Here is a 26684-nt window from a genome sequence, read left to right as displayed (position 1 = left end):
GGAGACGCCACATGGACACCGCAATCCGCACGGACGCGCAAAATTTTCCCCTGCCCGCGACCGACCTCGACTCGGCGGGATTCCGCAAGGATCAGATCAATCGGCTGTTCGAATTGATCGAAAAGCACATCGCCGAGGGCCGCTACCCCGGCTGCCAGATCGCGCTGGCCCGCCACGGCAAGCTCGCCCTGTTCAAGAGCTTCGGCAATGCCGTGACCGAGCCCGCCAGGCGCGCCGCGGCTGACGACACGCTGTGGCTGCTCTACTCGAATACCAAGGTCGTGACCGCGGTGGCGACATGGGTGCTGGCCGAGCGCGGGCTGTTCGGCTTCTCCGACAGGATCGCCGACCACGTGCCGGAGTTCGCCAGGCACGCCAAGGGCAACATCACGGTGCTGCAGACCATCACCCATCAGGCCGGCTTCCCCAACGCGGTGGTCGGGCCGGACGCCTGGGCCGACCACAAGCGCCTGCGCGAGGTGGTGTGCAACTTCCCGCTCGAGTTCACGCCGGGCACGAAGGTTCACTATCACGGCGCGACCGCGCACTGGACGCTCGCCGTGCTGATCGAGGCGGTGACCGGCCGCGACTTCCGCGACGTCATCCGCGAGACCGTGATCGAGCCGCTCGGCCTCGGCCGCGAGCTGTTCGTCGGCCTGCCCGACAGCGAGTTCGGCCGCGCCGCCGACATGCACCAGCCCAAATCCGACGGCACCGGTCACCAGCCGCTCGCCGACAACAACGGCGCCGACTTCCGCCGCGCCGGCGTGCCGGGCGGCGGCGGCTACGCGTCGGCACGGGCGATGGCGGCGCTCTACCAGATGATGCTGAACGGCGGCGAGCTCGGCGGCACGCGCATCATCTCGCCGCGGCTGCTGCAATACGCCGTGCGCAACCACACCGGCGATAGGGTCGACGAGTTCATGGGCATGCCGATGCATCGCGGCCTCGGCCCGCACCTGCGTGGGCTGACCGAGAACGTGCGCGGCCTCGGCGGCTTCGCCAGCCCGCGGGCGTTCGGCCATGGCGGCGTCGGCACGTCCTATTGCTGGGCCGACCCCGATTCGGGCGTGTCGTTCGCCTACCTCAGCAACAACCGCATCCCCGATCCCTGGCACTCCAAGCGCCTCGACCTGGTGGCGAACTTCGTCCACTCGGCAATCCTGTAGCTCCCGTGTCATCCCGAGCGCAGCGAGGGATCTAGAATCATGCGTCGCCATAGATCCCTCGCTGCGCTCGGGATGACACCTCGCGCTAGCGACTGAGCCTCTCCCTCGCCCCCGCCTCGCTGCCGAGCGACGCGGCGGCGAGCGCGAGCGAGCAGACCGAGAAGACCATCACCGCGGCGTAGTCGCCGGTGAGGTCGTGCAGCAGGCCGCCGACCCAGGCGCCGGCAAAGCCGCCCAGCCCCATGCCGATGCCGATCAGGCCGTAGATGCGGCCGAAATTGGCGCCGCGGTAGCGCAGCGTCGCGAGCGTCGAGATCATCGGCCCGCGCGAGCCCTGGCTGCCGCCGAATAGCAGCACGTAGATCCACAGCCAGTGATCGTCGCCCGGCCCGCGCACCATCGCCAGCGCGCCGACGCCGGCGATCGAGCAGCCATAGGCGAGGATCGCCGCGATCTTGCGGCCGCCGCGATCGGCCAGCCAGGAGAAGCCGACCATGCCGAGCGGCGTCAGGATGCCCGCGACCGCCAGCGCCCGCGCGGCGTGACCGCCGTCCATGCCGCGCTCGAGCAGGTAGCTCATGGCCTGCGGCACGATCGCGAAGATGCCGACCGAGGTGAAGGCGAACGAGAAGGTCAGCGCCCAGAACGGCCAGTCGCGGATCGCCTGGCCGACGGTCGGCCCCTCGCCGCTCGCCGCATGCGCACGCACCAGGCCGGGCGCGCCGGCCGCGATGCGCCGCCACGGCAGGAACAGCACCAGCGGCAGGAACACCACGCTGACGATCGAGAAGACCAGGTAGGCGTGGCGCCAGCCGGACTCGGCGATCATCGCCTGCGCCGCCGGGATGGTGACCATGGTGCCGACGCCGGTCGCCGACCAGGCGACGGCGAGCGCCACGCCGAGCCGCCGCGCCGGGAACCAGCGGCCGAGCAGCCCGGCGCTCAGCACGCCCGACACCGACGCACCGCCGAAGCCCAGCATGACGCCGAGCGTCGCGTAGAGATGCCACAGCGCCGTCGCATGCGCCGCGGCGACGGTCGCGGCGGCGGCGAGGCTCATGCCGATCACCGTCAGCGCGCGCAGGCCCAGCCGATCGAGGATCCAGCCGTTGACCGGGCCCGAGATGCCGCCGACCAGCAGGGCGAAGCTGTAGATGATGGTGACGTCGCCGCGGCTGGCCGCGAAGGCGCGCTCCAGCGCCGGCACGAACACCGGGAAGCTGTCGCCGATCGAGCGGCTGGCCACGCCCAGCACGAAGCAGAGCGCCACCAGCATCCACGGAACGAAGCGAGCCATCGTCAATTCCCTTCGCACGCTGCGAGGCTTGCGTCAGCCGTGGCCGTGCTGCAGTTTTCGCGCCGCGGAGAGGGTTCAGGTGGACACGATCACGATTGCGCCGGGATTCAACGGTCCCCGGCTTTCCGGGAATGGCGGCTATGTCGGCGGCGTGCTGGCCGAGCGCTACACGCGCGCCTTCGGCGGCAACGGCACGGTGGAAATCACGCTGCGTGCGCCGATCCCGATCGCGAGAGTGCTGCAGGTCGCTCCCGAGGACGAGGCCCTGATGCTGCGCGACGGCGACACGCTGCTGTGCGAGGCGCGCGCGGGCTCGGTCGATCATCTGAAGCCGCCGCCGGCACCGACCGACTGGATCGACGTGATGCGCCGCGGCGAGGAAGGCGGCAGCCCGCCCGAGAGCGACTTTGGCTCGTGCATCGTCTGCGGCCGCGACCGCGCCGTCGGCGACGGCTTGCGCGTGCTGGGCTCGGCCGGGCCGGCGCCGGGCTATTCGCTGTCCTGCTACGTGCCCCACCCCAACCATGCCGATGCCTCAGGCCGCATCCGGCCGGAGTTCGTGTGGGGCACGCTCGACTGCCCGGGTGCCTTCGCCGTCCAGGATCCCGACGACATTCGGCCGGCGCTCACCGGCCGCATGACCGTCAAGGTGATCGAGCCGCCGAAGGTCGGCGAGCGCTGCGCGGTGGTCGGCTGGCGGATCGGCGCCGAGGGCCGCAAGCTCTATTCCGGCACCGCCCTCTACACCGAGAGCGGCCGGCTGTGCGCGTTAGGCACCTGCACGTGGATTTTGCTGCGGGGCTAGTCTTTCTCCTCTCCCCCGCCAGGGGGAGAGGACGGGTGAGGGGGAAACGCACGTCGTAGCCCCCTCACCTAGCCTCTCCCCCTAGCGGGGGAGAGGAATACGAGTCACTCCCTGACGAAGATCGTCGTCTTGTCGTCGCTGTAGGCCATGCGCCAGCCCGGCAGGGTCGCGAGCAGCTTGTTGGCCGGCTGCTCCTTGAGCAGCATCGTCCAGTCGATCCGGTACTTCTCGAGCGTCTTCTGCAGCACCTCGGGGTCCTCGCCGCGCAGATGCACGGCGTCGACGTACTTCTTGATGAACTCGCCGCCGAACAGCTCGCCGCGGCCGTCGATGAAGGTCGGGACGCCCTGGCTGATCAGGTAGCCACCGTAGCCGTAGTGGTTCAGCACGCGGCCCTTCAGCCCGGCCTCGCGCGCATAGTCCATCGCCGCGGTCGGCATGGTCGCCTCGGGCGGCTTGATGCCGGCGAAGCGCACCAGGCCCGTCGCATAGACCGTCGCCACCAGCAGGCCGAGGCCGATCGCGCGGAAGCTCGCCGGCGCGGCCATGCCGCCGAACAGCATCTTGGCGCTGTCATCGCGGCGGATCGCCGGCCAGTTGCGCGCCAGCACCGGCGCGATCGCCAGCGGCGCGATGGTCGCCAGCAGCTCGGCGTTGCGGACGTGTTGCAGGAACATGTGCACCAGCCCGACCACGATCAGGGTGCGCATGATCGGCAGCTTCACGCCGCGCGCCAGCACCAGGTAGAGGCCGACCAGCAGGATCAGCTCGGTAAGCGGCTGGGTCTGGAAGTCGGGCGACTTCCATTCGTCGATCAGCGCCAGCGCATCGCCCAGGCCGAAGATCTGGAAGGTGATCAGGATCGAGCCGACACCGTAGGGCGTGATGCAGGCGACCAGCAGCGCCGCGACGCCGAACTTCAGCCAGCTCCAGAAGATCCGCTTGCGCTCGGCCCCGTCGGCGCCGTTGACCAGCGCCTCCAGGCCGAACGCGCCGCCCAGCAGCAGGCCCATGGTGAAGCCGCCATGCAGGTTGGCCCAGATCAGCATCGCCAGCAGCAGGATCGGCTCGGGCGCCCGCTTCTCCTCGACCGCGCGGATCAGGCCCGACACCCACCACAGCATGAAGGGGAAGGCCAAGGCGAACGGCCGCGCCAGGAAGTGCGACGCCATCATCACGAACGCCGCCGCGGTGAACATCAGCGCCGGCAACGGCCGCAGGTCACGCAGCAGGAGCCGCAGCAGCATCGCCGAAGTGGCGCCGAAGGCCGCCGCCGCCAGCACCACCACGCCGGCCCAGCCGCCGATGTCGTAGGCCCCCGCCATCAGCACCTGGGAGAGCCATTCCTTGGCGATCCAGGGCTGGCCGGTCAGGGTGAAGGAATAGGTGTCGACCGACGGCACCGCGCCGTGCTGCAGGATCCAGTGGCCGACGGCGATGTGCCAGTGGCTGTCCGGATCGGCGAGCAGCGGCAGGCCGTTCACATTGGCGAGGCAGATGAACACCGCCAACCCGACCGCGAGCGGCAGCGACGGCAGCCAGGAGGCGCGATTGGCTAGACGGTCGGGGGACAGCGACAGGCCGGAGGATACGGCCATGCGAAGCTCCAATATGACTGTAAGAATAAAGAATAATCGATTGATATAACTGGATTTTGCCCACTTTGTATCAGCGCGTCAAGCACGACGCGTGCAACCCTTTGAGATTGCTTGCGTTTGCCGCGGGGGATTCCCTGGGAGAACGATATGGCACGAAGGAAGAAGAGCACGATCGTCGGCGCCGTCGCCGATTCCGTCACCGACGCCGTCACCACCGCCATCGACGCGCTGGCCCACCCCGGGGCCACCGTGGCGCAGGCACGCGAGGCGATCATCGGCGCGACCCGCAAGGCCGCCACCACCGCAACCCGCCAGGTCGCCTCGGCCAAGCGCCGGATCGCGGCCAAGAAGCGCCCGGTGAAGAAGGCGGCCGCCAAGGCCAAGCGCAAGGTCGCCGCCAGGAAGGGTGCCGCCAAGCGAGTGGTGAAGAAGGCGGCAAAGAAGGTCCGCCGTCGCTAAACTCGCTCCCGCGCCCCGGTCCCGTTCGGCCGGGGCGCGGAGGAGCTCATGGCGCACGCACAGGCAAGCATCGGCACGGTCGACTACGCGACCGCCATCACCACCGGCCATCGCCACCAGCTCACCGCCGACGAAGGGCCGGAGCTGGGCGGCAAGGATGCCGGCCCCGCGCCCTACGACCTGCTGACCTCGGCGCTCGGCGCCTGCACCGTGATCACCTTGCGCATGTATGCCGAGCGCAAGCAGTGGCCGGTCACCAACGTCCGGGCCGACATCCATTTCAAGCGAACCGACAAGGTCGAGAGCATCGACCGCGTCCTGCACATCGAGGGCGCCGACGACGAGCAGAAGAAACGCATGGCCGAGATCGCCGAGAAGACGCCGGTGACCCTCACGCTGAAGCGCAGCCTCGAGATCCGCACCACGCTCGCTTAGCGCGTTTTCGATCGAAAACGCGCCCACTGACGATGTCGACTACACAGGACATATAGAGGGGAGAGACACCATGAAGATCGGTTTCAGCGCGCCCACCGCCGGACCTCTGTCCGCGCTCGATCCCCTGGTCCGGCTGTGCGTCGGTGCGGAGGAGCTGGGCTTCGACTACGGCACCTTCAGCGACCACGTCGTCATCCCGACCGAGATCTCCTCGCCCTACCCCTACTCCGCCACCGGCGAGTTCACGAACCAGGGCACCGGCGAGCGCAACGAGCAGCTCATCGAGCTGGCCTTCGTCGCGGCGCGCACCCAGACGCTCCAGCTCGTGACCTCGGTGATGGTGGTGCCGCACCGGCCGGCGGTGCTGGCGGCCAAGCAGCTCGCCACCATCGACACCCTGTCGGGCGGCCGGGTGATCCTGGGCATCGGCGCCGGCTGGATGAAGGAGGAGTTCGAGGCGATCGGCGCCCCGCCGTTCGAGGCGCGCGGCAAGGTGACCGACGAATACGTCGCCGCCTTCAAGGAGCTGTGGACCAAGGACCGGCCGAAATTCTCCGGCGCGTTCGTGAAGTTCGACAAGATCACCTTCGCGCCCAAGCCGGCGCAGAAGGGCGGCATCCCGATCTGGGTCGGCGGCGAATCAGGCCCGGCGCTGCGGCGCACCGCCACGTACGGCGACGCCTGGTATCCGATCCCCAACAACCCGGCCTTCCCGATGGACAGCCTGAAGCGGCTGACGGCCGGCATCGAGCGGCTGCGCAAGCTAACCCGCGAGGCCGGCCGCGACGCCCAGGCGGTCGGCGTCACCGTGCGCTTCCAGCGCTACGCGCCCGGCACGCCCGACAAGGCGGGCGACGGCGAGCGCAAGCTGTTCACCGGCTCTGCCGCCGACATCGTGGGCGACATCAAGGCGATGGCCGCGCTGGGCGTCGGCGCCATCGACCTGGGCTTCGCCGGCACGACGATCCCCGAGATCCTGGCCGAGATGAAGAAGTTCAAGGCCGAGGTGATAGCCAAGATCTGATCGGCAATCCTCCCCGTTCGTATGGGGAGGGTTTCCGCTTTCCTCAGCCGTAATTCAGCGACAGCGGCGCTGCGGCGATGATGCCGAGCACCACCGCGGCCAGAAGCAGGGCGACGATGGCGGCAATATGCTTGCGCACGAGCATGGCACCGGAGTCTACACGCGATTCGCGTGGGGCTCTTTCGGCGCCGACCGTCAAAACCCCGTCATCTTGCCGTGAGGGCGATCACGCGGCGGTGACTGCGGCTCAGAACCAGGACGCCTTGTCGACCTGGTTGCGCAGCGGACGCCCTGCCGCGAAGGCGCGGCAGTTGTCCGCCATGATCTCGAACCGGCGGTCGTCGAGATAGGGCCCGTGTCCGGCCATGTGCGGCGTGAGCAGCACATTGGGCAATCCCCAGAGCGGGTGCTCGGTCGGTAACGGCTCCAGCTCGTAGACGTCGAGGGCAGCGCCGGCAATCTCGCCGGCCTGCAGCGCCGCGACCAGGTCGTCCAGCCGGGTCGTCATGCCCCGGCCGATGTTGATGAAGAATGCCGCGGGCTTCATGCGCTGGAAGCGGGCGCGATTGAAGAAGCCTTCGGTGGCCGGCGTATGCGGCACCGTCAGGATCACGAAATCGGCGCGCGGCAGCAGCTCGTCCAGCGCTTCCGGCGGATGCAGCTCCGCCACCCCGCCGAGCGCGGTCGTGTGGCGGGCGTCGGTTGCCAGCACGGTCACGCCGAAAGCCGCGAGCAGGCGCGCGGCCTCGGCCCCGATGCCGCCGACGCCGACGACCAGGGCCGTCGCTTCGGGCAGATGCACGACGTCGCCCGTTTCCAGCGGGCTCTTCTTCCATTCGCGGCGGAGCTGCTGCGGGATGAACACGTGCAAGCCGCGTGCAAAGGCCAGGACGAAGGCCAGGATGTGGGCGCCGATGTGGTCGTTGTAGATCTCGCGGAAGTTCGTCACGACCGCGCGATGGCCGACCAGCTCGGGATAGAAGTAGCCGGCCGGCGGCGCCGCCATGGGCGCCTGGAGCCAGCGCAGGTTCCTGGCCTTCGCCAGCAGCTCCTTGCCGAGCCAGCCGAAGGCGGCTTCCGCGTCGGCGATCTCGCGCGCGGCGGTGTCGGCATCCTCGGCAACGACCACGCGGACCTCCGGCACCGATTCGGCCAGGCGTCCGGCCCAACGGCGGGTGGTGTCGGTCTGCGGCGGCAGCATGACGAACTTGAAGGAATTGCTGCTGACCACGATGATCCCCTCATGAAGCAGATTCCGCTCGGAGCCACGGGAACGGCGACCTTGCGCGTGCAGCCCGAACACCTCGCCGATCGATTCAAGGACGCCATCTTGCCACAGGTGCTCGCGACGCCCGTGATGATTCTGATCATGGAGAACGCGGCGCTCAATGCCATCAGGCCGTTTCTGGACGCCGGCGAAAGCGCGGTCGGCATTGCCGTGGATGTAAAACACCTCGCCGCCACGCCGGTCGGCCACGAGGTCCGCGCGACGGCCGAGGTCGTCGCGGTCGACGGCAAACGGATCGACTTCAAGGTGTCGGCCCGCGACGGCAGGGAGGAGATCGGCACGGGAAGCCACCGGCGGATCGTGATCGATCTCCGGTCGTTCAACGAGCGCCTTGCCCGGAAGAGCGTGTAGTCAGTGGACCGCGCGCATCTTGCGCGCTCATTCGGCGCATGCACATGCGCCTCCATCAGGAGGTGCGCGGTCCGCTGAGCTACTTCTTCCCGCCAGCCTTCTTCCAGGCCTCGTAGTCGGCCTTGGCCTGGTCGCCGGCGACCGGGAACAGGCCCTTGAGCGAGCGGCCCTTCGCCACCTCGAGCTCGGCCCACTCCTCGTACTCGTAGTTCTTCAGCGCCTCCTCGGCGACCGCCTCGACGATGTCGGGCGGGATCACCAGCACCGCGTCGCGGTCGCCGACCACGATGTCGCCGGGATAGACGGCGACGCCGCCGCAGGCGATCGGCAGCTGCAGGTCGACCGGCCGGTGGACGATCGGCGACGGCGGCGACGAGGCGCGGCGGTGATAGGCCGGCAGTCCCGTGCGATGCACGCCGTTGGTGTCGCGGAAGCCGCCGTCGGTGACGACGCCCGCCGCGCCGCGCGCCTTCAGCCGGCCGATATAGAGATCGCCCGCCGAGGCGGCCCGCGAATCGCCGCGGCTGTCGATCATCAGCACATGGCCGGGCGGGCATTCCTCCATCGCCTGCGGCTGGATCATGCTGCGGTTGGTCGATTGCGGCCCGTCCTTGTCCTCGCGCGAGGGGATGAAGCGCATGGTGTAGGCGATGCCGACCATCGCCGGCTGCTCGTCGCGCACCGGGCGGACGTCGAACAGGGTCATGCTCTTCAGGCTCCGGCGGTTCAGCACGCCGGTGAGCGTCGAGGTGCCGACCTTGGCGAGCACGTCGCGCAGGTCCTTGGACAATTCCTTCATGCGGTTTCCTCTTTCGTTGGCTCGACCCTAGAGCGATTTCCGGTCAGAGGGAACCGCACGCGGTTCCCTCTGACCGGAAATGCGCGCACAGGCGATCGTGGTTGAGAGAGGCACATTCCGTCCGGCTTCGCCGGACGGAATGTGTTCTAGTCTTTTCCGGGAGCGCGGGCGACTCTACCATCCCAGGCATGAAGATCACCGGCCGACAGTGGCTGATCCTGCTGTCGGTCCAGTTCACGACCGTCCTGTTCGGCCTGACGGCAACCAGCGTCACCGTGATCCTGCCGCAGCTCAAGGGCGCGTTGTCGGCGACCCAGGAGCAGATCTCCTGGGTGCTCACCTTCAACCTGGTGGCCACCGCGATCGCCACGCCGCTCACCGGCTGGCTGGCGGGCCGGCTCGGCTGGCGGACGCTGATGGTGCTGTCGGTGGCCGGCTTCACCGCCGCGTCGATGCTGTGCGGCCTGGTCGATTCGCTGGAGGCGCTGCTGGCGCTGCGGGTCGTGCAGGGCGCGTTCGGCGCACCGATCTTCCCGATGGGCCAGACCATCGTGCTGACCTCGTTCCATCGCAGCCAGCATCCCTTCATCATGATGATGTGGGGCGTCGGCGGCGTCATGGGGCCGATCCTGGGGCCGACCTTCGGTGGCCTGATCAGCGATCACCTGAGCTGGCGCTGGATCTTCTTCCTGATCGTGCCGCTCGGCGTGGCCGCCGGAATGCTCGCCTTCGCGGCCTTGAACGACGACGAGAAGGGCCGCACCCGGCCGTTCGACTTCACTGGCTTCGCCTTCATCGCCATCGCGATCGCGGCGACCCAGCTGATGTTCGACCGCGGCCAGCGCAACGACTGGTTCGACTCGGGCGAGACCGTCACCGAATGCGTGCTGGCCGGCGTGTTCTTCGTGATGTTCGCGATCCACGTGATGACGGCGCGGTCGCCGCTGTTCGATCCGGCCGCCTTCCGCGACCGCAATTTCACGATCGGCGTCGTCGTGGCGCTGATCATGGGCATGCTGCAGTACGTGCCGATGGTGCTGTTCCCGCCGCTGCTGCAGGAGCTGCAGGGCTACCCGGAGACGACGATCGGCTACCTGGTGGCGTCGCGCGGGCTCGGCAACTTCGCGTCGTTCGTGGTGGTCGCACAGCTCACCCGCTTCGACGCCCGGCTCTGCCTGTTCCTTGGCCTGTCGATCCAGGCCTTCGCCGGCTGGATGATGGGCGGCCTCGACATGCAGATCACGCCGCAGAGCGTGATCGTGAGCAACGCCCTGCACGGCTTCGGCTTCGGCCTCAGCTACACGCCGATGGCTGTGCTCGCCTTCTCGACCATGCCGGCCCAGTACATGACGCAGAGCAACGCGGTGTTCGCCCTGATCCGCATGCTGGGCTCGAGCGTGTTCGTGTCGATCACCCTGGTGGTGTTCGCCCATTCGACCGCCGAGGCCAACGCCAACCTCGCGGGCTCGATCACGTACTTCACCCGCGACCTGATCGCGCCGTGGGTCCAGGCCTTCGGCCATCTCGGCGACACCCACGTGCAGGCCCGCCTCGCCGCCGAGATCCAGCGCCAGGCCAGCATGATCGGCTACGTCAACGCCTTCCACCTGATGACGCTGATCCCGATCCTGACCGCCCCGCTCGCCTTCCTGTTCGTGCTGCGGCGGAGCTAGAGCGATTTCCGAGCAGATGGAACCGCTCGCGGTTCCATCTGCTCGGAAATGCGCGCACGGGGGGTGTTGTTGCAGCAGGCATATTCCGTTCGGCTGATTCCAGCCGAACGGAATATGCTCTAGGCCTGACCCCTCAGGGCTTCTTCTGGGTGTAGGCCCCGCCGGAATTGGCGGCGCGCACTTCCTTGGCCGACTTGGCCTTGCGCAGGTCGACCAGGCGGCGCGCCTCGTCGTCGAGCATCGCCTTGGCGTTCTTCACCACCGCCTCGGCGTGCTGCACGGGGAACTTCACGGCGCCGTTCTCGTCCATGTGGATGAGGTCGCCCGGCGCCACGTCCATGCCGCCAACCGACACGGGGACATTCACCGCATGCACCGCCTGCTCGCCGTGGCCGGCGGTGACGCCGCCCAGCATGTACTGGAACTTGAGCTTGCGGATCGCGTCGACGTCGCGCGACGGGCCGTTCGACAGGAGGCCGACGCAGCCGACCGCCATCATCGAGCTCACCATCATCTCGCCGGCCAGCCCCGCCTTCTTCATGATGCCGTCCGGCCACTTCTGCTGGATCACCAGGACGGTCGGCTTCTTCATCGCATCGAGCGCGTCGACCACGTCCATGAAGGAGAGCCGCCCCGAGTAGTTCGGATCGGGCATGCCGTAGACGCAGGTCACCGCATGGCCGACGATCGGCCCGAGCTCGGGATAGAGGCAGCGGATCGAGGTGTCGGTGTACCAGTTCTCGGTCCACGGATTGTAGAGGCCGAGGCACAGCGGGTTCTTCGGATAGGTCGCCACCACGTTGGTGATGGTCGGCGTGTCGATCTTGCGCAGCTCGGCGAAGAGCTCGTCCATGTTGCTCATTGCGGTCTCTGATCTCCCTTTGGCCGGGCCAGCTTAAAGAGAAAGGGGCGGTCCTGCCGCCCCTTTCTTGCCGTGCCGGCGCCGGTCAGCCGCGTGGCGGCAGATCGATCCGTGCGTTCTTCAGTGCCTTCTCGATCACCGGGATGGCGGTGGCGCTGTTGGTCGAGCATTGGGTGATCGCGGTGTCGACCGTGGCGTCGCGCTGCTGGCCGCGATGTGCCGCCGCGCTGTCGCCGACATAGCGCTGGTATTGAGTCGCCAGCGCCGCGCAGTAGGCGCTGTCGGCCTGCTGTGCCGATGCCGCGACGGGCAGCAGTGCGCCCGCGCAAATCATGAAAAGCGTGATCGTCCTGGTCATGTTGATCTCCGTTCGACCGGATCTTTCGGCCGAGCGCATGCTCCTCTCCCGATATGGCGAAGAGTGGGCGGTTGGCTGACGGCAGCCTTACGTCAGCGCGACCAGCAGCGAGCCGGCCGCGATCAGCGCGACGCCCAGCCAGTTGCCGCCGCTCAGCCGCTCGCCGAGGAACAGAACGCCCATCACGGCGACGAACACCACGCTCAGCTTGTCGATCGGCGCCACGCGGGCGGCGTCGCCGAGCTTCAGCGCCCGGAAGTAGCACAGCCACGACGCGCCGGTGGCCAGCCCCGACAAAGCGAGGAACATCCAGGTCCGCGGCCGAATCGACTCGGCCGGCTGCCACTGGCCGGTGGCGCTCACCAGCACGACCAGCACGCCCGCGATGACCACGGTCCGGATCAAGGTCGCGAGGTCCGAATTGATCTCGCTCACGCCGACCTTGGCGAAGATCGCGGTCAGCGCGGCGAAGGCCGCCGACAGCAGCGCCCAGAGCAGCCAGGAATTCGAGGTCATGCCATGCCTCCCTTATCTGAGCGCCGCGACCAGCAGCACCATGGTGTCGTCCGGCACGCCCTCGAGCTCGGTGCGCGCGACGGCGAGCGCCTGCTCGCGGCTCGGCAGGCCGCCCAGGTCGATCACATGGCCGCCCAGCACCAGGAACATGTCGTGCTGCACCTCGTCCCAGCGCGCCTCGAGGTGGGCCAGCGCGTCCGACGCATGGGCGCGCTCGACCCGGGCGTTGCTGCGCTGGATGCGGATCGCGCCCTCGAGATCGACTGCGCGCACCGGGGCGCGGCCGTCGATGCTCGCCTGGATCAGGCGCATGCCGTCGGTCTGGGCGGCGAGCCGGGCGGCGCCGACCGGCACGCCGAGCGAGCCGGCGGCGATCCTGAGCGCATCGGCCTCGCCGATATGGCGGCGGTGGCGGGCGCGCATCTCGGAGGCGCCGACCGCGGTCGCGCGCACCCGCTGGCTGTGCGGATCGATCTCGATCGTGACCTCGACCGTGTCGCCCGACGCGCCGAGCCGCACCACCGCATCGCGCGCCTCGCGGCGGATGGCGCGCAGGTCGTCGTCGGTCGGATCGGCGATCACCCGCTCCACCACCTCGCGCACCATGGCGAGCGCCACCCCGATCGAGGAGATCACCTCAGCGTCGGGCGAGATGACGTGGCGCAGGCCGAGCCGCTCGGCGACGAACGGCAGCAGCGCGCCCGCGCCGCCGCCCTCGCCCACCAGCAGCTGGTCGCGCTCGAGACCGTATTCGGCGATCAGCTGCTCGACCGTCGGCAGGATCTTGGCGGTCGCGCGCTCGAGGATCTCCTGCGCCACCTCCTCGAGAGGGCCGACCAGGTCGATCGCCGCGCCGGCGGCGTCGGGGTTGCCGTAGGCGTGCATGCCGGGCGTCGCATAGCCCAGCGCATTGGCGGCGCAGGTCGTGGTGACGGCATAGCGCACGCCGTCGCGGCCTCGAATCGAGAGGGGATCGAGGCTGTCGATGCGCGCACGGTCGAACACCTCGGCCGACGCGAAGGCCGCGTAAGGCAAGCCGGCGATGTGGGCGCTGCGCGGCCCGACATCGGCGATCGCGCCGCCGCGCACGCGCACCAGGCTGCCGCCCGCAATGCCCAGCACGCGCACGTCGAGCGAGCTGACATAGGTCTCGTGGCCGCCGACCTTCGCGTACTTCACCGCCGGGCGGCCGTTGCGGATGACGCCGATGTTGGTGCTGGTGCCGCCGACCTCGAAGTAGATGCCGTCGCTAAGCCGCAGATGCATCAGCGCGCCGGCGACCGACGCGGCCGGACCGCTCAACATGGTCATCGCCGGCCGCCGTCGCATCTCGCGCACGTCCATCACGCCGCCGTCGCCGCGCATGATCATCAGGGGCGCCGCGATGCCGGCCTCGCGCACGCTCGCCTCGGTCATGTCGGCGGTCTCGATCATGCGCGGCAGGATCGAGGCATTGATCACCGCCGTGCGGGTGCGCGTGGCGAGCCCGTAGAGCTTGGAGATCTCGTGGCCGCAGGTCACCGGCAGGTCGAGCGCGGCAGCCGCCTCGCGCACCGTCTCCTCGTCCGAGCCGTCGTCGACGCCGAAGGCGCTGGTCGCCGCGATCACCCGCGCGCCCTCGTCGCGCAGCGCGCGCACCGCCTCCGCGGCGGCTTTGGCGTCCATCGCCTCGCCGTGCAGGAAACGGTGGCCGGGATGCAGCACGCGGCCCGGCGCGAGCTCGATCGCCTCGATGCGGCTCTGCTTGGCGGCGAGCTCGGCGGCGGGGCCGCTGGCGATCGCCACGATGCCGACCGGCGCCACGTCGCCCTCGAGCAGGGCGTTGGTCGCCTGGGTCGTCGAATGGGCGAGGAAGACCACGTCCTCCGGCGCGACGTTCGAATCGGCGAGGACGCGGCGGAACACCTCGACCACGCCGGCGGCGACCCCGCGCGGATCGGCGTGGGTGGTCATCGTCGAGAACCGGCCGACGATCTCATGGCTGTCGTCGTCGACCAGCACCGCCTTGGTGAAGGTGCCGCCGACGTCGATGCCGATTCGGTACGCTTTACGCTCGTCCATCGCAGGTCAGGGCCGGAAATGCTCCTGTCCGGTCCCGCGATAGAGCACCTGCACCTGCCGCCCGACGATGGCGGCATGGGCGGCGAGCGATTCCGGCGTGCAGTCCGCCGTCGGCCGCGGCTCGTGCTCGAAGTGGTTGAAGGTATCGGTGCCGCGCACCAGGGTGGCGCTGTCGCGCACGCCGACCGCCTGCTTTACATGGGTCGGGATGTAGCGGATGGCGAAGCCGATGCGCCGGTCGTTCGACTTGTTGGGCGCCGAGCCGTGCGCCAGCAGCACGTGATGCAGCGACGCCTGGCCGGGCTCGAGGATCGCATCGACGCCCTTGCTCTCGTCGACCCTGACCGCGATCTCCTGGCCGCGGCTCAGCAGATTGTTCTTGTCGAAGGTGTCGACATGCTCGAGCTGCTGGTTGTGCGAGCCCGGCATGAACTTCATGCAGCCGTTCAGGAGATTGGCCGGTGTGAAGGCGACCCACGCCGTCATGACGTCGGGCGAGCTCAGGCCCCAGTAGGTGGCGTCCTGGTGCCACGACACGAAGCCCGCATCGGCGGCTTCCTTGATGAAGAAGCTGGTGCTCCAGCACAGCAGGTTCGGGCCCAACACGTCCTCGACCGCATCGAGGATGCGCGGATGACGGATCAGGTCGTTGAGGAAGGTGAGATAGAGGTGCGGCTTGTGGCGGCGGTCGCCCTGGATCGGGCCGCCCGACGCGCGCTCGTGCGCCTCGAGCTTGGCGCGCAGGTCGCGCGTCTCGCCCTCGCTCAGCACGTCGATCGGGAAGTAATAGCCGTCGCGGCGGTATTTTGCGACCGCGTCCTCGGTGAGAAGCTTGGTCATGGCTGAATCGTCCAGCTTGGGGTCGATAGGGTCAAGGTTCAATTCCAGGGCAAAATCACGGTGCGGATGCCTTCGCCGCGCCGCATGGCGTCGAAACCGTCGTTGATGCGCTGCAGCGGCAGCCGGGCGGTGATCAGCTCGTCGAGCTTGAGCTTGCCCTCGAGGTAGCAGCGCGCCAGCCACGGGAAGTCGCGCTTCGGCCGGGCGCCGCCGTAGCTCGAGCGGGTGATCTTCTTCTCGCCCATCAGGGCGCCCCAGCGGAAAGCCACGTCCTGGCCGACGTTGACCTTGCCCAGGAACACCAGATGGCCGCCCGGCCGCACGATCTCTGCCCCCAGCCGGAATCCGTCGGCGCTGCCCGCCGCCTCGAAGACATGGTCGGCGCCGCGCCCTCCTGTGTGCTGCTTCACGAAGGCCACGACGTCGTCGCCCGGCTCGCCGACGGTCAGATCCGCACCGAACACCCGCGACAGGTTCTGCCGGCCCTTCGCCCGGTCGATGGCGATGACGGTGCCGGCATTGGCGAGCCGCGCGCCCTGCAGGGCGTTCAACCCGACCGCGCCGCAGCCGATCACCGCGACCGAGGCCCCCGCCTCGACCGGCGCCAGCCGCACCGCCGCGCCGACGCCCGTCATCACGCCGCAACCGATCAGGCAGGCGCGGTCGAACGGGATCTCCACCGGCACCCTGATCGCCCCCGACTGCGGCACGACCGCGTACTGCGCATGCGACGACACGACCGAGAAGTGATGCACCGTCGCGGACTCGCAGCTCAGCCGCGACTGGCCGTCGAGCAGATGGCCGCGCGGCTGGTGCCAGGTGAAGGGCTCGCACAGGATCGGCTGGTCGCGCTCGCAGTAGAAGCAGTGGCCGCAATGCGGGTTCCACGAGCAAACGACGTGATCGCCCGGCCTCACGTCGGTGACCGCATCGCCCACCGCCTCGACCACACCGGCGCCCTCGTGGCCGAGGACGATCGGCATCGGATAGGCGAGCGAGCCCTCGATCACCTCGAGGTCGGTGTGGCAGAGGCCCGACGCCATGATCCGCACCAGCACGTCGTCGCGCTCGATCTTGTCGATCCGCGTGCGGCGGATCTCGAGCGGTTTCTTGACCGCGGGCAGGATCGCAGCGTCGAACTCGATCATCGTGTTCCTTGCGTCCACAGCTTCAGGTGGTATGCAACGCCTCCGGACTCGCCAACCGATAGGCCTTCCTCTACCGTGTCGCGCGGCTCCGATGGGGGCGCCACGAGAACACGGAGGGGAGGCCGTGCTGGCTGTGTGCTTCGGGAGGTGGTCACTGCCACTGGCTGCAGCCTTCGTCGCTTCGCTGGCGATGGCAAGCCATGCCAAACCGATACCCGGTTCGCAAACCCAGGTCGGCGCGTGGCGCGTTGCCGCCTTCACGCGGGACAGCAGCGACCTCTTCAGCCACTGTGCCATCTACCGGGTGCAAAGCGACGGCTTCGCTGTCGCCGTCATGTATCGGCAGAAGGGCAATTGGGGCCTGGTGATCGAATCGACGGATTGGACCCTGAAGCGCGACGATTTTCGCACGGCAATCATCCAGATCGGGACGGGTGCTTCGTTCACGGCGGCGACCAAGCCCATGAACCCGCGCGCGATGGAGGTCAACACCGCCTACGAACTGTTCGGCCAGTTGCGGTCGGGCGTGCAACTCTCGGCCACCGTCGACGGGCGCCACTATTCGATCAGCCTCGACGGCGTCGAGGATGCGCTGGCGCGCGCCAGGGAGTGCACCCAAGAGTATGAAGGCGCCAACACCGCGCTGGTCGCCGGGATCCAGACGTTGCTGGCCCGGCTGGGCTACGACCCCGGCCCGGCCAATGGCATCCTCACCGTCAAAACCAACATGGCGATCTCGTCCTTCCAGAGGAGCATCGGCGAGCGCAGCGACGGGCAGCCGTCGGAAGCGCTGCGCGCCCAGCTCGAAAAGGAGGCCGCAGTCCGCGGCGTTGCGGTCGCACCGCCCGCCCCGACCGCCACCAGATCGCCCGACGGACTCATTCGCGTTCAAATGATCCAGGCCAACGGAACCTATGCCGTGCCGGTCCAAATCAACGGTGCGCTGAGCCTCAACTTCTTCCTCGACAGCGGCGCAACCAACGTCAGCATCCCGTCCGACGTGTTCGGAACGCTCGTGCGCACGGGAACGCTGGCGAAAACCGACGTCATCGGGAAATCGAAATACATGCTGGCTGACGGCTCGATCAAGGAAGCCCCCACCTTTCAGATCCGATCGTTGAAGGTCGGGACTGTAACGCTGGAGAACGTTCGCGCGCTCGTGACGGAAGCCAACGGACCGTTGCTGCTGGGCATGAGCTTCCTTGCACGCTTCAGATCGTGGTCCGTCGACAACGCACAACACCAGCTGGTCCTGGTGCGATGAGCGGAGCCCCCGGGCCATGCTGCGCGCCACCAGCACGCCTCACCAGGTCCGCTCGAGGAAGCGCATCACGTCCGCGGTGAATTGCGCCGGGTCCTGCAGCATGGAGAAATGGCTGACCTCGGGCTGCAGCAGCAGGCCCGCCCTGGGGATCGACTCGGCCATGAGCTCGGTGTTGCCGCGCTCGATCGCCTCGTCGTGGTCGGCGTCGACGATCCAGGTCGGCACCTTGATCTTCTCGAGATCGGCCTTGGTCCATTTGGGCTGCTTGGACCACATGCCGCTGATCTCCTCGACGAACTGCTTGTACTCCTTGGGTGTCGCCGACAGCGCCTCGTATTCCTTCTCGGCGCGGGCGATGAACGCCTGGAAGACCGGGCTCTTGTCGACGTCCTTCACGCCCGACGGATCGGAGTTGGCGGCGAAGGCGAACAGCCGCGACACGCGCTCGGGATGGTTCATCGCCAGCGACAGGCCGATGATCGCGCCGTCGCTCCAGCCGACGATCGCGGCCTTGGGGATGGCCAGCTTGTCGAGCACGCCCAGCACGTCGGAGGCCATCAGCTCGTAGCCGTAGGGCTTGGCATCGCGGGTGCTGCGGCCGTGGCCGCGGCTGTCGATCACGATCACCTGGTACTTCTGCGCCAGCGCCGGCACCTGGTGGCCCCAGTAGCTGGAATTGGCCAGCCCGCCATGCAGCAGCACAACCGGCGGGCCCGACCCGAACATCGCGTACCAGATCGAGGCGCCGTTGACCTCGGCGCGCGCGGCCTGGGTCGGCACGGGCAGCGACGGCGTCGGCGGCAGGGTCATCCAGCGTTCGCTCTGTGCGCTGGCCTGGGGGGCGACGAGTTGCGCGGCGAGCAGCAACGCCACGATGGCTTGCACGAACCGGATCATGGCGCAGGATACCTCGGCAGCGCCACGGCGTAACCGGCCGCAAGCGGGCGTAAACCGGCGGATTCCCGCCGTTTCCGGCCGTTTTAGCGGTTTGTTTGCGCGACCGCCGTTTAGGCGATCGCGAGGGGCGTCGATCGTGCGGGTCATGGTCGCAGCATTCTACGCGCTCGATGCCACTGGACCTATTATGGGCAATGGCCGCGATTCTTTTGCAAGAGAATCAAGGACCGAATGGCGTTCCATTGCCCATAATGGCCTCGCATCCACAGGGGCCTGTGGATAAGGCATATCCCGATCGCGCTTTATGTGCAATGGACCGGGTTTTGGAGACACGTTTTACGGGCGAATCGCGCAGGCCATTGCCCATAATAGGTGTCGCGGCGCGACGCGCGTAAGACTGACGCGCATGAGCACCCGATTCGAAATCCCCGAGTGGCTCCCCGAGGAGCCCGCGCCCGCCTTGCCGCCGGTTGACGACCATCGCCTCGAAGGGCTGATCAACCGCTTCATCGCCGGCAAGCAGGAGGCGCTGTTCACCGCGCCCGATGCCTTCTATCGCGCCCGAGGCGGCAATGCGGTCGACGGCGCGCCGGCGATCGCCGACCGCCTGCAGGCGCTGCGCTTCGCGACGCTCGACCAGGCGCGCGACGACGGCGAACGGTTGGCCCTCGGGCCGCGCCTCGACCTCCATGTCGCCGACGCGATGGACGGCATCAACCGTCACATCACCGCCCAGCGCGCGGTGCATCAACGCCAGGTCCTGGCCGAGCGCCGGCGGCTGATCCGGCGCGCGGCCGAGCTGGAGCCCGACAACGACGACAAGATCGACGGCCTCGCCGAGGCGCAGGCGAGTGCGGCCCAGGCGCTGGCGCGGCTCGACGGCATCGCGCCCGGGTCGCCCGAGGAGGCGGCGGCGCAGGCCGCCGCGCGTTCGCAGATCCTGCGCGCCGCCATCGAGCAGCGCATCGGCGCCGCGATGCCCGACAAGGCGGTGACGCTGTACGACCGGGTGAAGGCGGCGCTGTCGCCGGCCGACCGGCGCGCACTCGAGCTGCCACTCGGCGTCGCGACCGACGAGGCCGCCACCGACGCCTGGCTGGCGCGCGAAGCTGGTCGGGACGGCGCGCCGCTCGCCGACCGCGCCGGGCTCGACGATACGCTCACCAACCAGCAGCGCCTGATCCTGCACGCCAAGATCGGCGCCCGTGAGTCGGCCGAGGAGAGCCGTCGCTTCGCGACCGTGAAGGGCCTCGACGACCAACTGGCCGCGGCCACCGCGACGCTGGCTACCCAGCCGTCGCTCTATCGCCCCGGCACGCTCTCCCAACTGGCTGAGGCCTATGCTGGCGCCGGCGCGCCCGAGAAAGCCGACGAGACCCGCCGCCTCGCCTTGTGGGAACGCTATTTCCTGCCCTTCGCCCAGGCCGACGCCGCCGCGCAGCAGCGCCATCTCGAAAACCTCACCGGCCCCGAACGCGCGATGGTCGAGGCGATCCTGCGCCACCAGCAAGAGGCCTTCGCCCGCGACCCCTACGCCGCGGGCACCGCGCTCTACCCCGACGTTGGCCCGCCGCTGCCGGAGGAAGATGTCGAAGGACGGCGCCGGCAGGTGCGGATGATCGAGGCGATGCGCGGATCGGTTCAACTCCCTCCAACTGCGACTACGCCAGTGAACGGAACAGAGGCGGATTTCCTGCAGAACCGTGCCGTTTGGACGGATGGCGCGTCCGCCGGCAATACGATTCATCGCAATGGCGTGCAGCGTGTCGAAGCGACGCCCGACGATTTCCGACCGATCGGCTCGGCCAGCGAGCCGAATGGCCGACGCGTCGGCACTGGGACAGCGCAAGTCGAACCGGCGCCCGACAGTGAAGTGTACCGTGCCGCTGACGCTGAGGTCCGTCGCCGGCAAGAAATCGAGGCGATCGATACGGACCGCATGATTACCGAGTGGATGGCGAGAGCATCTCAGCCTGACTACCAGCCACGCAACATTCCACCGAGCCTGGAAAAGCGTCTCAGCCCGGAGCAGAAGGAAAGCATCAATCGGATCATGTCGGCGAAACCGCACAAACTGCAAGGTCTCACCGACCCCGCGCTCTATACTGAAATCCGGACCGGTTTGACGAGCAGCGACAGCAACGAGCGCGCGCTTTGGGCTCGCAAGCCGCTCTATCAATACAGGCTGTCCCTCTCTCCCGAGGATTTTGCGCGGCTGGCGACGTTGCAGAGCACGATCAGTCCTGGCACCGGCTACCTGAGAACAGGCAAGGCCGGACAACCCATCGGCTCACTTGAAGATCATGCGAAAGTCGCACTCGTCCTGGCGACTCTCCTGGAACTGCCCGCGTGGGTTCCCGCCTTCTTGAAGAAGGCGACGGAAACACAGACGGAGGACGCACAGGAGACGCTAAAGGCCATGATCAGGCGACGGCATCTCCGTGATCCCGGCCTCGACCACAGCGAGCGCGGTACTTACTCGCCGCCGAACACCGAGCCTCTTCCCGGCAGTCGCGAGTACCAAGCCGCCGAAGATGAGCTTCATCAACTCCAACGCGACGATCCGGACCGGGCGGACGCACCCTCACCGTGAGCGCCAAGCGCGCACTATGTTCGCGCAGCGCGTCTGGCATCGTAAGCATACCAGATTAAGACGATGAAGAACGCGGCGACGGGCAACGGCGTGCCGCCCGGATCGAGAGAAAGAGGTACGGGCGGCAATCTATGCTGGAAGAACTGACACTCGAAGCCACTGGCCGGGCTGTAGAAAAAATCGGAGATGCAAGGCTGAACAGTCGGAACCAGCCAGTCGACAGCGGCGCAAACGGCGAGAACCAGGACATATCGCAGGACGAAGACCACTCGCCCCGATCGCTCCGCAATCCACTGGCGAGCCCGGGAAACGCGCCACCAACGCCAGACGGCGACGACGCCATGCCACAAGCCAACCAAGAGCAGGGCGAGTACGGCGAGTGACAGGTAGTGCGACAGGACTGGCGGATCCGGCACCGACAGTCGGTCGAGAATCGAACGGGCACACCAGACAAGATCGCCGCCGTCGAAATCGGGCTGAGCATTCAGACGCCCGACGCATGGCTCCAAAAGGAAGATTGCTTTCCATAGAAGGACGAGGGCGACAAAGAGCAGCCCTCCTTCAACGGCACTTCTGCCGAAACTCCCCATGCGACGGAAGGACAGCGGCAACAACGGGATCTCGTTCGTTCAAGCTTATGGGATCATACGAAAATGACCGGATTGCGGCTTCCTCTACAATCCATGGTTGATCGCAAGAAGGGCCGCCCGCGAGGCAACCATTAGCCCGGAACTGCGAGCCTCGCCAGCGACGACACGTCCTCGCTCCGGTCGACCGCCCAGACCGCGTCGATCAGCGGCTGGATGTCGTGGCCCTTCTGCCAGCTATCGGCCTCGATCCTGAGCTTCTCCTCGATCTCGGCGTCCTTCAGCGGGTTGGCGGCGCTGCCGCGCGCGGCTTGCGTCGAGACGCTGTGCGTCTTGCCGTCCGACGTCACGAAATCCATCTCGGCGGCGATGGTCGAGAGGCCGTCCTTGGCCGCGACCTCGACCTTGCGGCGCAGCGCCGACACCGCGGAATCGTTGACGCAGGCATCGGTGAACTCGGCAAGCCCCGCCCGGCCCAGCACCAGTGCCGCGGCGACGGCGTGCTGCAGGCTGACCTGGGCCTCGCGGCCGGTCCTGACCTCCGGCCGGTCGGTGCGCTGCAGCAGCAGCGGGTTGCCGCGGGCGCGTACCTTCTCGACCACGGCCTTCGGGTTGGCGCGGCGCCAGTCGAGCGCCAGGTCGAGCAGCGGGTGGATGACGAAGCCCGAGGGATACGGCTTGATCGAGTTGTTGGCGACCTGCCAGTCCTGGCCCAGCCCGTCGAGCAGGCCCGACCAGTTCACCGGCTCGTCCATCACCGCGAAGAAGCCTTGGGCGCCGGCCAGCGGCTCGGGCGGGCCGGCGAAGCCCTTCTCGGCCAGCAGCGCCGACCACAGGCCGTTGCGCGCGGCGTTGCCGACGCTGACGCTCTTGGCCGGCCATCCCAGGCACTCGCAGAGGCCGGCCGACTGCGTCGCCGCCGTGCCCAGCGCCCACACCATCGGTTGCGCGGCGAGGCCCAGCAACTTGCCCGCCGCCGCGGCCGCGGCGAACACGCCACAGGTCGAGGTGATGTGCCAGCCCTTCGGATAATGGCCGGGCGAGATGGCGGCGCCGATCCGGCATTCGATCTCGAAACCCAGCACGAAGGCGGTCAGGAACTCCGGCCCGGTGACGCGCTGCAGCTCGGCCATCGCCAGCACCGCAGGCGCGAGCGGCGAGGTCGGATGCACGACCGTCGGCAGGTGGGTGTCGCAATAGTCGAAGACGTTGGCGCCGGCGGCGTTGAGGAAGGCGGCACTCAGCGCGTCGATGCGATCGCGGCGGCCGATCACCGTCGCCTGCCGGCCGCCGGAGAATTCCGCCAGCGACTTCAGCGCCATCGCCACCGGCTCGGTGCGGCAGCCCGCCAGCGCCACGGCGAAGAAGTTCAGCAGCGCCCGCTTGGCCTCGTGGCGCGCCTCGGCGGGGATGTCGTCCCACCGGGTGTCGACGACGAAGCGGGCGAGAGTTTCGGTGGTTCCGGGTCGGGGCTGCATGGCCCGAGAGATGCGGCACGCCGGACGCGTTGTCCATCGCACTCCTCCCCATTCATATGGGGAGGTGGTGCGTCGGCACTTTCACGCTCCGCGTGAAAGTGCCCTACCCGCGACGGAGGGGTCTGAGCCACAACATGACTGCGGCCCATGACCCCTCCGTCAGCGTAAGACGCTGACACCTCCCCATTTGAATGGGGAGGGTTGCTCCCGGCTCACTCCGCCGGCTGGAACACCTCGAGCTTGGAGGTGAGCTCCTTGCCCTTGGTCTCCGGGCCGAGCAGCACGAAGATCACGACCAGGATGGCGAAGCCCATGGTGCTGACCATCATCGGCCAGGCGTAGCCCATCTTCATCTCGTTCGCGAAGTAGCTCAGCAGCGGCGCGATCACGCCGCCGAAGATGGCGCCCTGGTGATAGACGAAGCCGGAGGCCGTCGCCCGCACCTCGGTCGGGAAGCGCTCACAGAGGTAGCTCGGGTTCTGGCCGTAGATCGAGCCCAGGAACAGGCCCTGCAGGATGAAGCCGCCGACCACCCAGGTCGGATCGGTGGTGTGCAGGTAGAGCGGCGTTATGAAGATGCCGATGATCGCCGGGATGTAGATGCCGGGCCGCCGTCCCCATTTGTCGGAGACGAAGCCCCACAGCGCGCTGCCCCCGAACACGATGATGTTGGCGAAGAAGATCGGCACGAAGACCTGCGCCGGCGTCCAGTGCAGCTCGCGCTGCAGGTAGGTCGGGAACAGCGCCCAGATCGAGTAGTAGACGCAGAACGCCGAGGCCATCCAGAAGCAGCCGGTCAGGGTGTTCCAGATGTACTTGCGCTTGAAGATGGTGAAGAGCGGCAGCGTGACCTCGGTGTGCTCGGCGGTCTGCTGGCGCTTGTTCTCCGCCCACACCTCCGGCTCCTTGACGAAGAAGCGGATGTAGAGCACCGCGAGCGCCGGCAGGATGCCGATCCACAGCAGGCCGCGCCAGCCGAAGTCGGCGAACAGCAGCCAGTTGGCGCCGGCCGCGAGCGCGTAGCCGAGGCCCCACGAGCCCTGCAGGATGCCGCTCATCAAGCCGCGCGAGCGCGTCGGCCAGGATTCCATCGCCAGCGACGCGCCGGCCGGCCATTCGGCGCCCATGCCGATGCCCAGCAGGGTACGGAAGACCAGCAGGAACATGAAGGTCGGCGAGAAGCCCGCGATGAAGTTGCAGAACGAGTACCACAGGATGGAGATCATCAGCGGCCATCGCCGGCCGATGCGGTCGCCCAGCCAGCCCGCGGCGGTCGCGCCCAGGAGGCGCATCCACAGCGTCAGGGTGAACACGATGGTCACCTCGGTCACCGGGACTTTGAACTCGTCGGCGATCGGACCGATGATGAACAGGAACACGGTGAAGTCGAACGCATCGAGCGTCCAACCGAGCCAGGACGCGCTATAGGCGTACCATTGGTCCTTGGTCGGCTCTTTGTACCAGGGCAGCAACGCAGAAGGGCTGGACGCGGACATCGGCTAAACCTCCCTGTTTCATGGAACGAGGTTTACGCTGAGCGACTCCGGCTACTGACGTGTCAGGAAGTGTCCGCTTTTGGCTGCACGGACGCAAGCCCGGGCGCCCCGGTTACCCTTCCGGCCGGACGATCCGCCGACGGCCGTTGAGCGAACGAAACAGGCGCTGAACCGCGCGCGGGAAGGATGGCCGTACCGCGCTTTTCTTGGCACACTAACTGCTTCCGCCTTCGCAGGTCCTGAGTGGTGTTCCCGATGACGACGACCGCACGCAAGCTGCGCTTCGGCGCGTTCATGAGCGTGCCCAGCTGCCATCCGACCGGATGGCGCCATCCCGAGGCCGTTCCCGAGACCGATCTCTCGCCGAAGCTGCTGCTTCACATGGCACGCACTGCCGAGCGCGGCCTGCTCGACTGCATGTTCTTCCAGGACTCGGTCGCCATCCCCGGCAGCACCGCGGTCTATGGCGGCCAGCCGTTCCGGGTGAAGAGCGGACGGCAGGCGCATATCGAGCCGATGACCGCGATCGCCGCGATCGGCGCCATCACCAGGAACCTCGGCCTGATCTCGACCTGTACGACCTCGTACAACGAGCCCTACAACGTGGCGCGCCGCTTCCTCACCATCGACCATATCAGCGGCGGCCGCGCCGGCTGGAACCTCGTGACCTCGCAGGCCGAGGACGAGGCGGTGAACTTCGGCCGCGACCAGCATTTCGAGCACGGCATCCGCTACGAGCGGGCGTCGGAGTTTCACGACGTCGTGGTCGGGCTGTGGGACACCTGGGAGGACGACGCCTTCCTGCGCGACAAGGCGACGGGCCAGTGGTTCGACTACGACAAGATGCACATCCTCAATCACAAGGGGGAATACTTCAACGTGCGCGGGCCGCTCAACGTCGCGCGCTCGCCGCAGGGCCGGCCGGTGGTGGCGCAGGCGGGCTCGTCGGATGTCGGCATGGAGCTCGCCGCCCGCACCGCCGACCTGATCTTCACCGCGCAGGACACCATCCCCGAGGGCCGCGCCTTCCGCGACAGCATCCGTCGGCGCATGGAGAAGCATGGCCGCCGGCCGGACGAGATCCGCGTCTTCCCGGGCATCCAGCCGATCGTCGGCCGGACCATGGCGGAGGCGGAGGAGAAGTACCAGGAGCTGCGCGCGCTGGTCGATGACGGCGTCGGCATCGCCGCGGTGGCGCGGCTGGCGGGCGGCGTCGACATCTTCTCGATGGATCCCGACGGGCCGCTGCCGCCGCTCAAGCCCTCCAACGCGGCGCGGGCGCGCCAGGATCGCATCATCGCCATGGGCAAGCGCGGCATGACCATCCGCGACATCGGCCGCGTGCTGGCGATGAGCCAGACCCATCGCGTGATCTGGGGCACGCCGCAATCGATCGCCGACGACCTGACGGAATGGCTCGAGCAGGGCGCCGCCGACGGCTTCAACCTCCTGTTCGCGCACTATCCCAGGCCGCTCGAGGAATGGGTCGACATGGTGATCCCCGAGCTGCAGCGGCGCGGGATGTTCCGCACCGAGTACGAGAGCACGACCTTCCGCGGCAATCTCGGCGTCCCGATCCCGCCGAACCGGTTCGCGAAGAACCGCGTGAGCGTGGCCGTCTCAGTGGCGGCGTCCAATGGCTGAGATCGTGTCATGTGGACCGCGCGCATCCTGCACGCTCATCAG

The 26684-nt window shown here is 68.1% G+C and carries 24 protein-coding genes; 10 read left to right on the top strand and 14 right to left on the bottom strand.

Annotated elements, in window-relative coordinates; genetic code table 11:
* The first annotated feature begins 11 nt into the window (after positions 1 to 11).
* On the top strand, positions 12 to 1169 hold the full coding sequence (locus tag J0J01_RS05485) for a serine hydrolase domain-containing protein (protein ID WP_296379215.1): 1158 nt from the start codon (positions 12 to 14) through the stop codon (positions 1167 to 1169).
* An 85-nt stretch (positions 1170 to 1254) separates the two neighbouring features.
* Here J0J01_RS05485 and J0J01_RS05480 read toward each other — a convergent pair whose 3' ends face one another.
* Positions 1255 to 2466, bottom strand: coding sequence for an MFS transporter (locus J0J01_RS05480; protein WP_296379214.1), 1212 nt, complete (start codon positions 2464 to 2466; stop codon positions 1255 to 1257).
* Between the two features lie 79 nt (positions 2467 to 2545).
* On the opposite strand from J0J01_RS05480, the gene J0J01_RS05475 reads away from it, so the two are divergent.
* Positions 2546 to 3271 carry a hypothetical protein gene (locus tag J0J01_RS05475; RefSeq protein ID WP_296379213.1) on the top strand — a complete coding sequence of 242 codons (726 nt, stop codon included), beginning with the start codon at positions 2546 to 2548 and terminating at the stop codon, positions 3269 to 3271.
* A 104-nt stretch (positions 3272 to 3375) separates the two neighbouring features.
* Here J0J01_RS05475 and J0J01_RS05470 read toward each other — a convergent pair whose 3' ends face one another.
* Entirely contained in the window at positions 3376 to 4869 is a 1494-nt protein-coding gene (locus J0J01_RS05470; protein WP_296379212.1) for a hypothetical protein, read from the bottom strand.
* 147 nt (positions 4870 to 5016) lie between these two features.
* Here J0J01_RS05470 and J0J01_RS05465 point away from each other — a divergent pair, with 147 nt between their 5' ends.
* The 3 genes from J0J01_RS05465 (at position 5017) to J0J01_RS05455 (ending at position 6787) form a co-directional block, all read left to right on the top strand.
* Entirely contained in the window at positions 5017 to 5328 is a 312-nt protein-coding gene (locus J0J01_RS05465) for a hypothetical protein (RefSeq protein WP_296379211.1), read from the top strand.
* Between the two features lie 48 nt (positions 5329 to 5376).
* The gene (locus J0J01_RS05460; protein WP_296379210.1) at positions 5377 to 5763 is read left to right on the top strand and encodes an OsmC family protein; all 387 of its coding nucleotides are present in this window, start codon (positions 5377 to 5379) and stop codon (positions 5761 to 5763) included.
* A gap of 70 nt (positions 5764 to 5833) precedes the next feature.
* Entirely contained in the window at positions 5834 to 6787 is a 954-nt protein-coding gene (locus tag J0J01_RS05455; RefSeq protein ID WP_296379209.1) for an LLM class F420-dependent oxidoreductase, read from the top strand.
* A gap of 247 nt (positions 6788 to 7034) precedes the next feature.
* Here J0J01_RS05455 and J0J01_RS05450 read toward each other — a convergent pair whose 3' ends face one another.
* Entirely contained in the window at positions 7035 to 8018 is a 984-nt protein-coding gene (locus J0J01_RS05450) for a D-2-hydroxyacid dehydrogenase (protein WP_296379208.1), read from the bottom strand.
* Positions 8019 to 8030: 12 nt separating this feature from the next.
* On the opposite strand from J0J01_RS05450, the gene J0J01_RS05445 reads away from it, so the two are divergent.
* The gene (locus J0J01_RS05445; RefSeq protein WP_296379207.1) at positions 8031 to 8426 is read left to right on the top strand and encodes a thioesterase family protein; all 396 of its coding nucleotides are present in this window, start codon (positions 8031 to 8033) and stop codon (positions 8424 to 8426) included.
* 79 nt (positions 8427 to 8505) lie between these two features.
* Here the strand turns inward: J0J01_RS05445 and J0J01_RS05440 are convergent, their stop codons facing one another.
* Positions 8506 to 9225, bottom strand: a complete 720-nt coding sequence (locus J0J01_RS05440) for a ribonuclease activity regulator RraA (protein WP_296379206.1) — start codon at positions 9223 to 9225, stop codon at positions 8506 to 8508.
* 188 nt (positions 9226 to 9413) lie between these two features.
* Here J0J01_RS05440 and J0J01_RS05435 point away from each other — a divergent pair, with 188 nt between their 5' ends.
* Positions 9414 to 10898, top strand: coding sequence for a DHA2 family efflux MFS transporter permease subunit (locus J0J01_RS05435; RefSeq protein ID WP_296379205.1), 1485 nt, complete (start codon positions 9414 to 9416; stop codon positions 10896 to 10898).
* 133 nt (positions 10899 to 11031) lie between these two features.
* Here J0J01_RS05435 and J0J01_RS05430 read toward each other — a convergent pair whose 3' ends face one another.
* The 6 genes from J0J01_RS05430 to J0J01_RS05405 all read right to left on the bottom strand — a co-directional run bounded on the left by J0J01_RS05430 (position 11032) and on the right by J0J01_RS05405 (position 16683).
* Positions 11032 to 11760, bottom strand: a complete 729-nt coding sequence (locus tag J0J01_RS05430; RefSeq protein WP_296379204.1) for an RraA family protein — start codon at positions 11758 to 11760, stop codon at positions 11032 to 11034.
* 85 nt (positions 11761 to 11845) lie between these two features.
* Entirely contained in the window at positions 11846 to 12118 is a 273-nt protein-coding gene (locus tag J0J01_RS05425) for a hypothetical protein (protein WP_296379203.1), read from the bottom strand.
* 87 nt (positions 12119 to 12205) lie between these two features.
* Entirely contained in the window at positions 12206 to 12634 is a 429-nt protein-coding gene (locus tag J0J01_RS05420) for an EamA family transporter (protein WP_296379202.1), read from the bottom strand.
* 12 nt (positions 12635 to 12646) lie between these two features.
* Entirely contained in the window at positions 12647 to 14695 is a 2049-nt protein-coding gene (locus J0J01_RS05415) for a hydantoinase/oxoprolinase family protein (RefSeq protein ID WP_296379201.1), read from the bottom strand.
* 6 nt (positions 14696 to 14701) lie between these two features.
* Entirely contained in the window at positions 14702 to 15535 is an 834-nt protein-coding gene (locus J0J01_RS05410; protein WP_296379199.1) for a phytanoyl-CoA dioxygenase family protein, read from the bottom strand.
* A 38-nt stretch (positions 15536 to 15573) separates the two neighbouring features.
* Complete coding sequence (locus tag J0J01_RS05405) at positions 15574 to 16683, bottom strand: Zn-dependent alcohol dehydrogenase (RefSeq protein WP_296379198.1); 1110 nt, start codon at positions 16681 to 16683, stop codon at positions 15574 to 15576.
* A 124-nt stretch (positions 16684 to 16807) separates the two neighbouring features.
* Here J0J01_RS05405 and J0J01_RS05400 point away from each other — a divergent pair, with 124 nt between their 5' ends.
* Positions 16808 to 17947, top strand: a complete 1140-nt coding sequence (locus J0J01_RS05400; RefSeq protein WP_296379197.1) for a retroviral-like aspartic protease family protein — start codon at positions 16808 to 16810, stop codon at positions 17945 to 17947.
* Positions 17948 to 17986: 39 nt separating this feature from the next.
* Here the strand turns inward: J0J01_RS05400 and J0J01_RS05395 are convergent, their stop codons facing one another.
* Positions 17987 to 18844 (bottom strand): alpha/beta hydrolase, encoded by an 858-nt coding sequence (locus J0J01_RS05395; RefSeq protein WP_296379196.1) that lies wholly within the window; start codon positions 18842 to 18844, stop codon positions 17987 to 17989.
* 406 nt (positions 18845 to 19250) lie between these two features.
* Between J0J01_RS05395 and J0J01_RS05390 the strand changes: the two genes are divergently transcribed.
* Positions 19251 to 21437, top strand: coding sequence for a hypothetical protein (locus tag J0J01_RS05390; RefSeq protein WP_296379195.1), 2187 nt, complete (start codon positions 19251 to 19253; stop codon positions 21435 to 21437).
* Between the two features lie 14 nt (positions 21438 to 21451).
* Here J0J01_RS05390 and J0J01_RS05385 read toward each other — a convergent pair whose 3' ends face one another.
* From J0J01_RS05385 to J0J01_RS05375, 3 genes are all read right to left on the bottom strand, one after another.
* The gene (locus J0J01_RS05385) at positions 21452 to 22051 is read right to left on the bottom strand and encodes a hypothetical protein (RefSeq protein ID WP_296379194.1); all 600 of its coding nucleotides are present in this window, start codon (positions 22049 to 22051) and stop codon (positions 21452 to 21454) included.
* 107 nt (positions 22052 to 22158) lie between these two features.
* Entirely contained in the window at positions 22159 to 23502 is a 1344-nt protein-coding gene (locus J0J01_RS05380) for an MmgE/PrpD family protein (RefSeq protein ID WP_296379193.1), read from the bottom strand.
* A gap of 212 nt (positions 23503 to 23714) precedes the next feature.
* Entirely contained in the window at positions 23715 to 24998 is a 1284-nt protein-coding gene (locus J0J01_RS05375) for an MFS transporter (protein ID WP_296379192.1), read from the bottom strand.
* 255 nt (positions 24999 to 25253) lie between these two features.
* Between J0J01_RS05375 and J0J01_RS05370 the strand changes: the two genes are divergently transcribed.
* Entirely contained in the window at positions 25254 to 26642 is a 1389-nt protein-coding gene (locus J0J01_RS05370; protein WP_296379191.1) for an LLM class flavin-dependent oxidoreductase, read from the top strand.
* The last annotated feature ends 42 nt before the right edge of the window (positions 26643 to 26684 follow it).

It is taken from the genome of Reyranella sp. (genome assembly GCF_017305915.1).
In the GTDB taxonomy this organism is placed as follows: domain Bacteria; phylum Pseudomonadota; class Alphaproteobacteria; order Reyranellales; family Reyranellaceae; genus Reyranella.
Note: the sequence above shows the minus strand (reverse complement) of the source record. Positions and strands in the feature narration are given on the sequence as shown.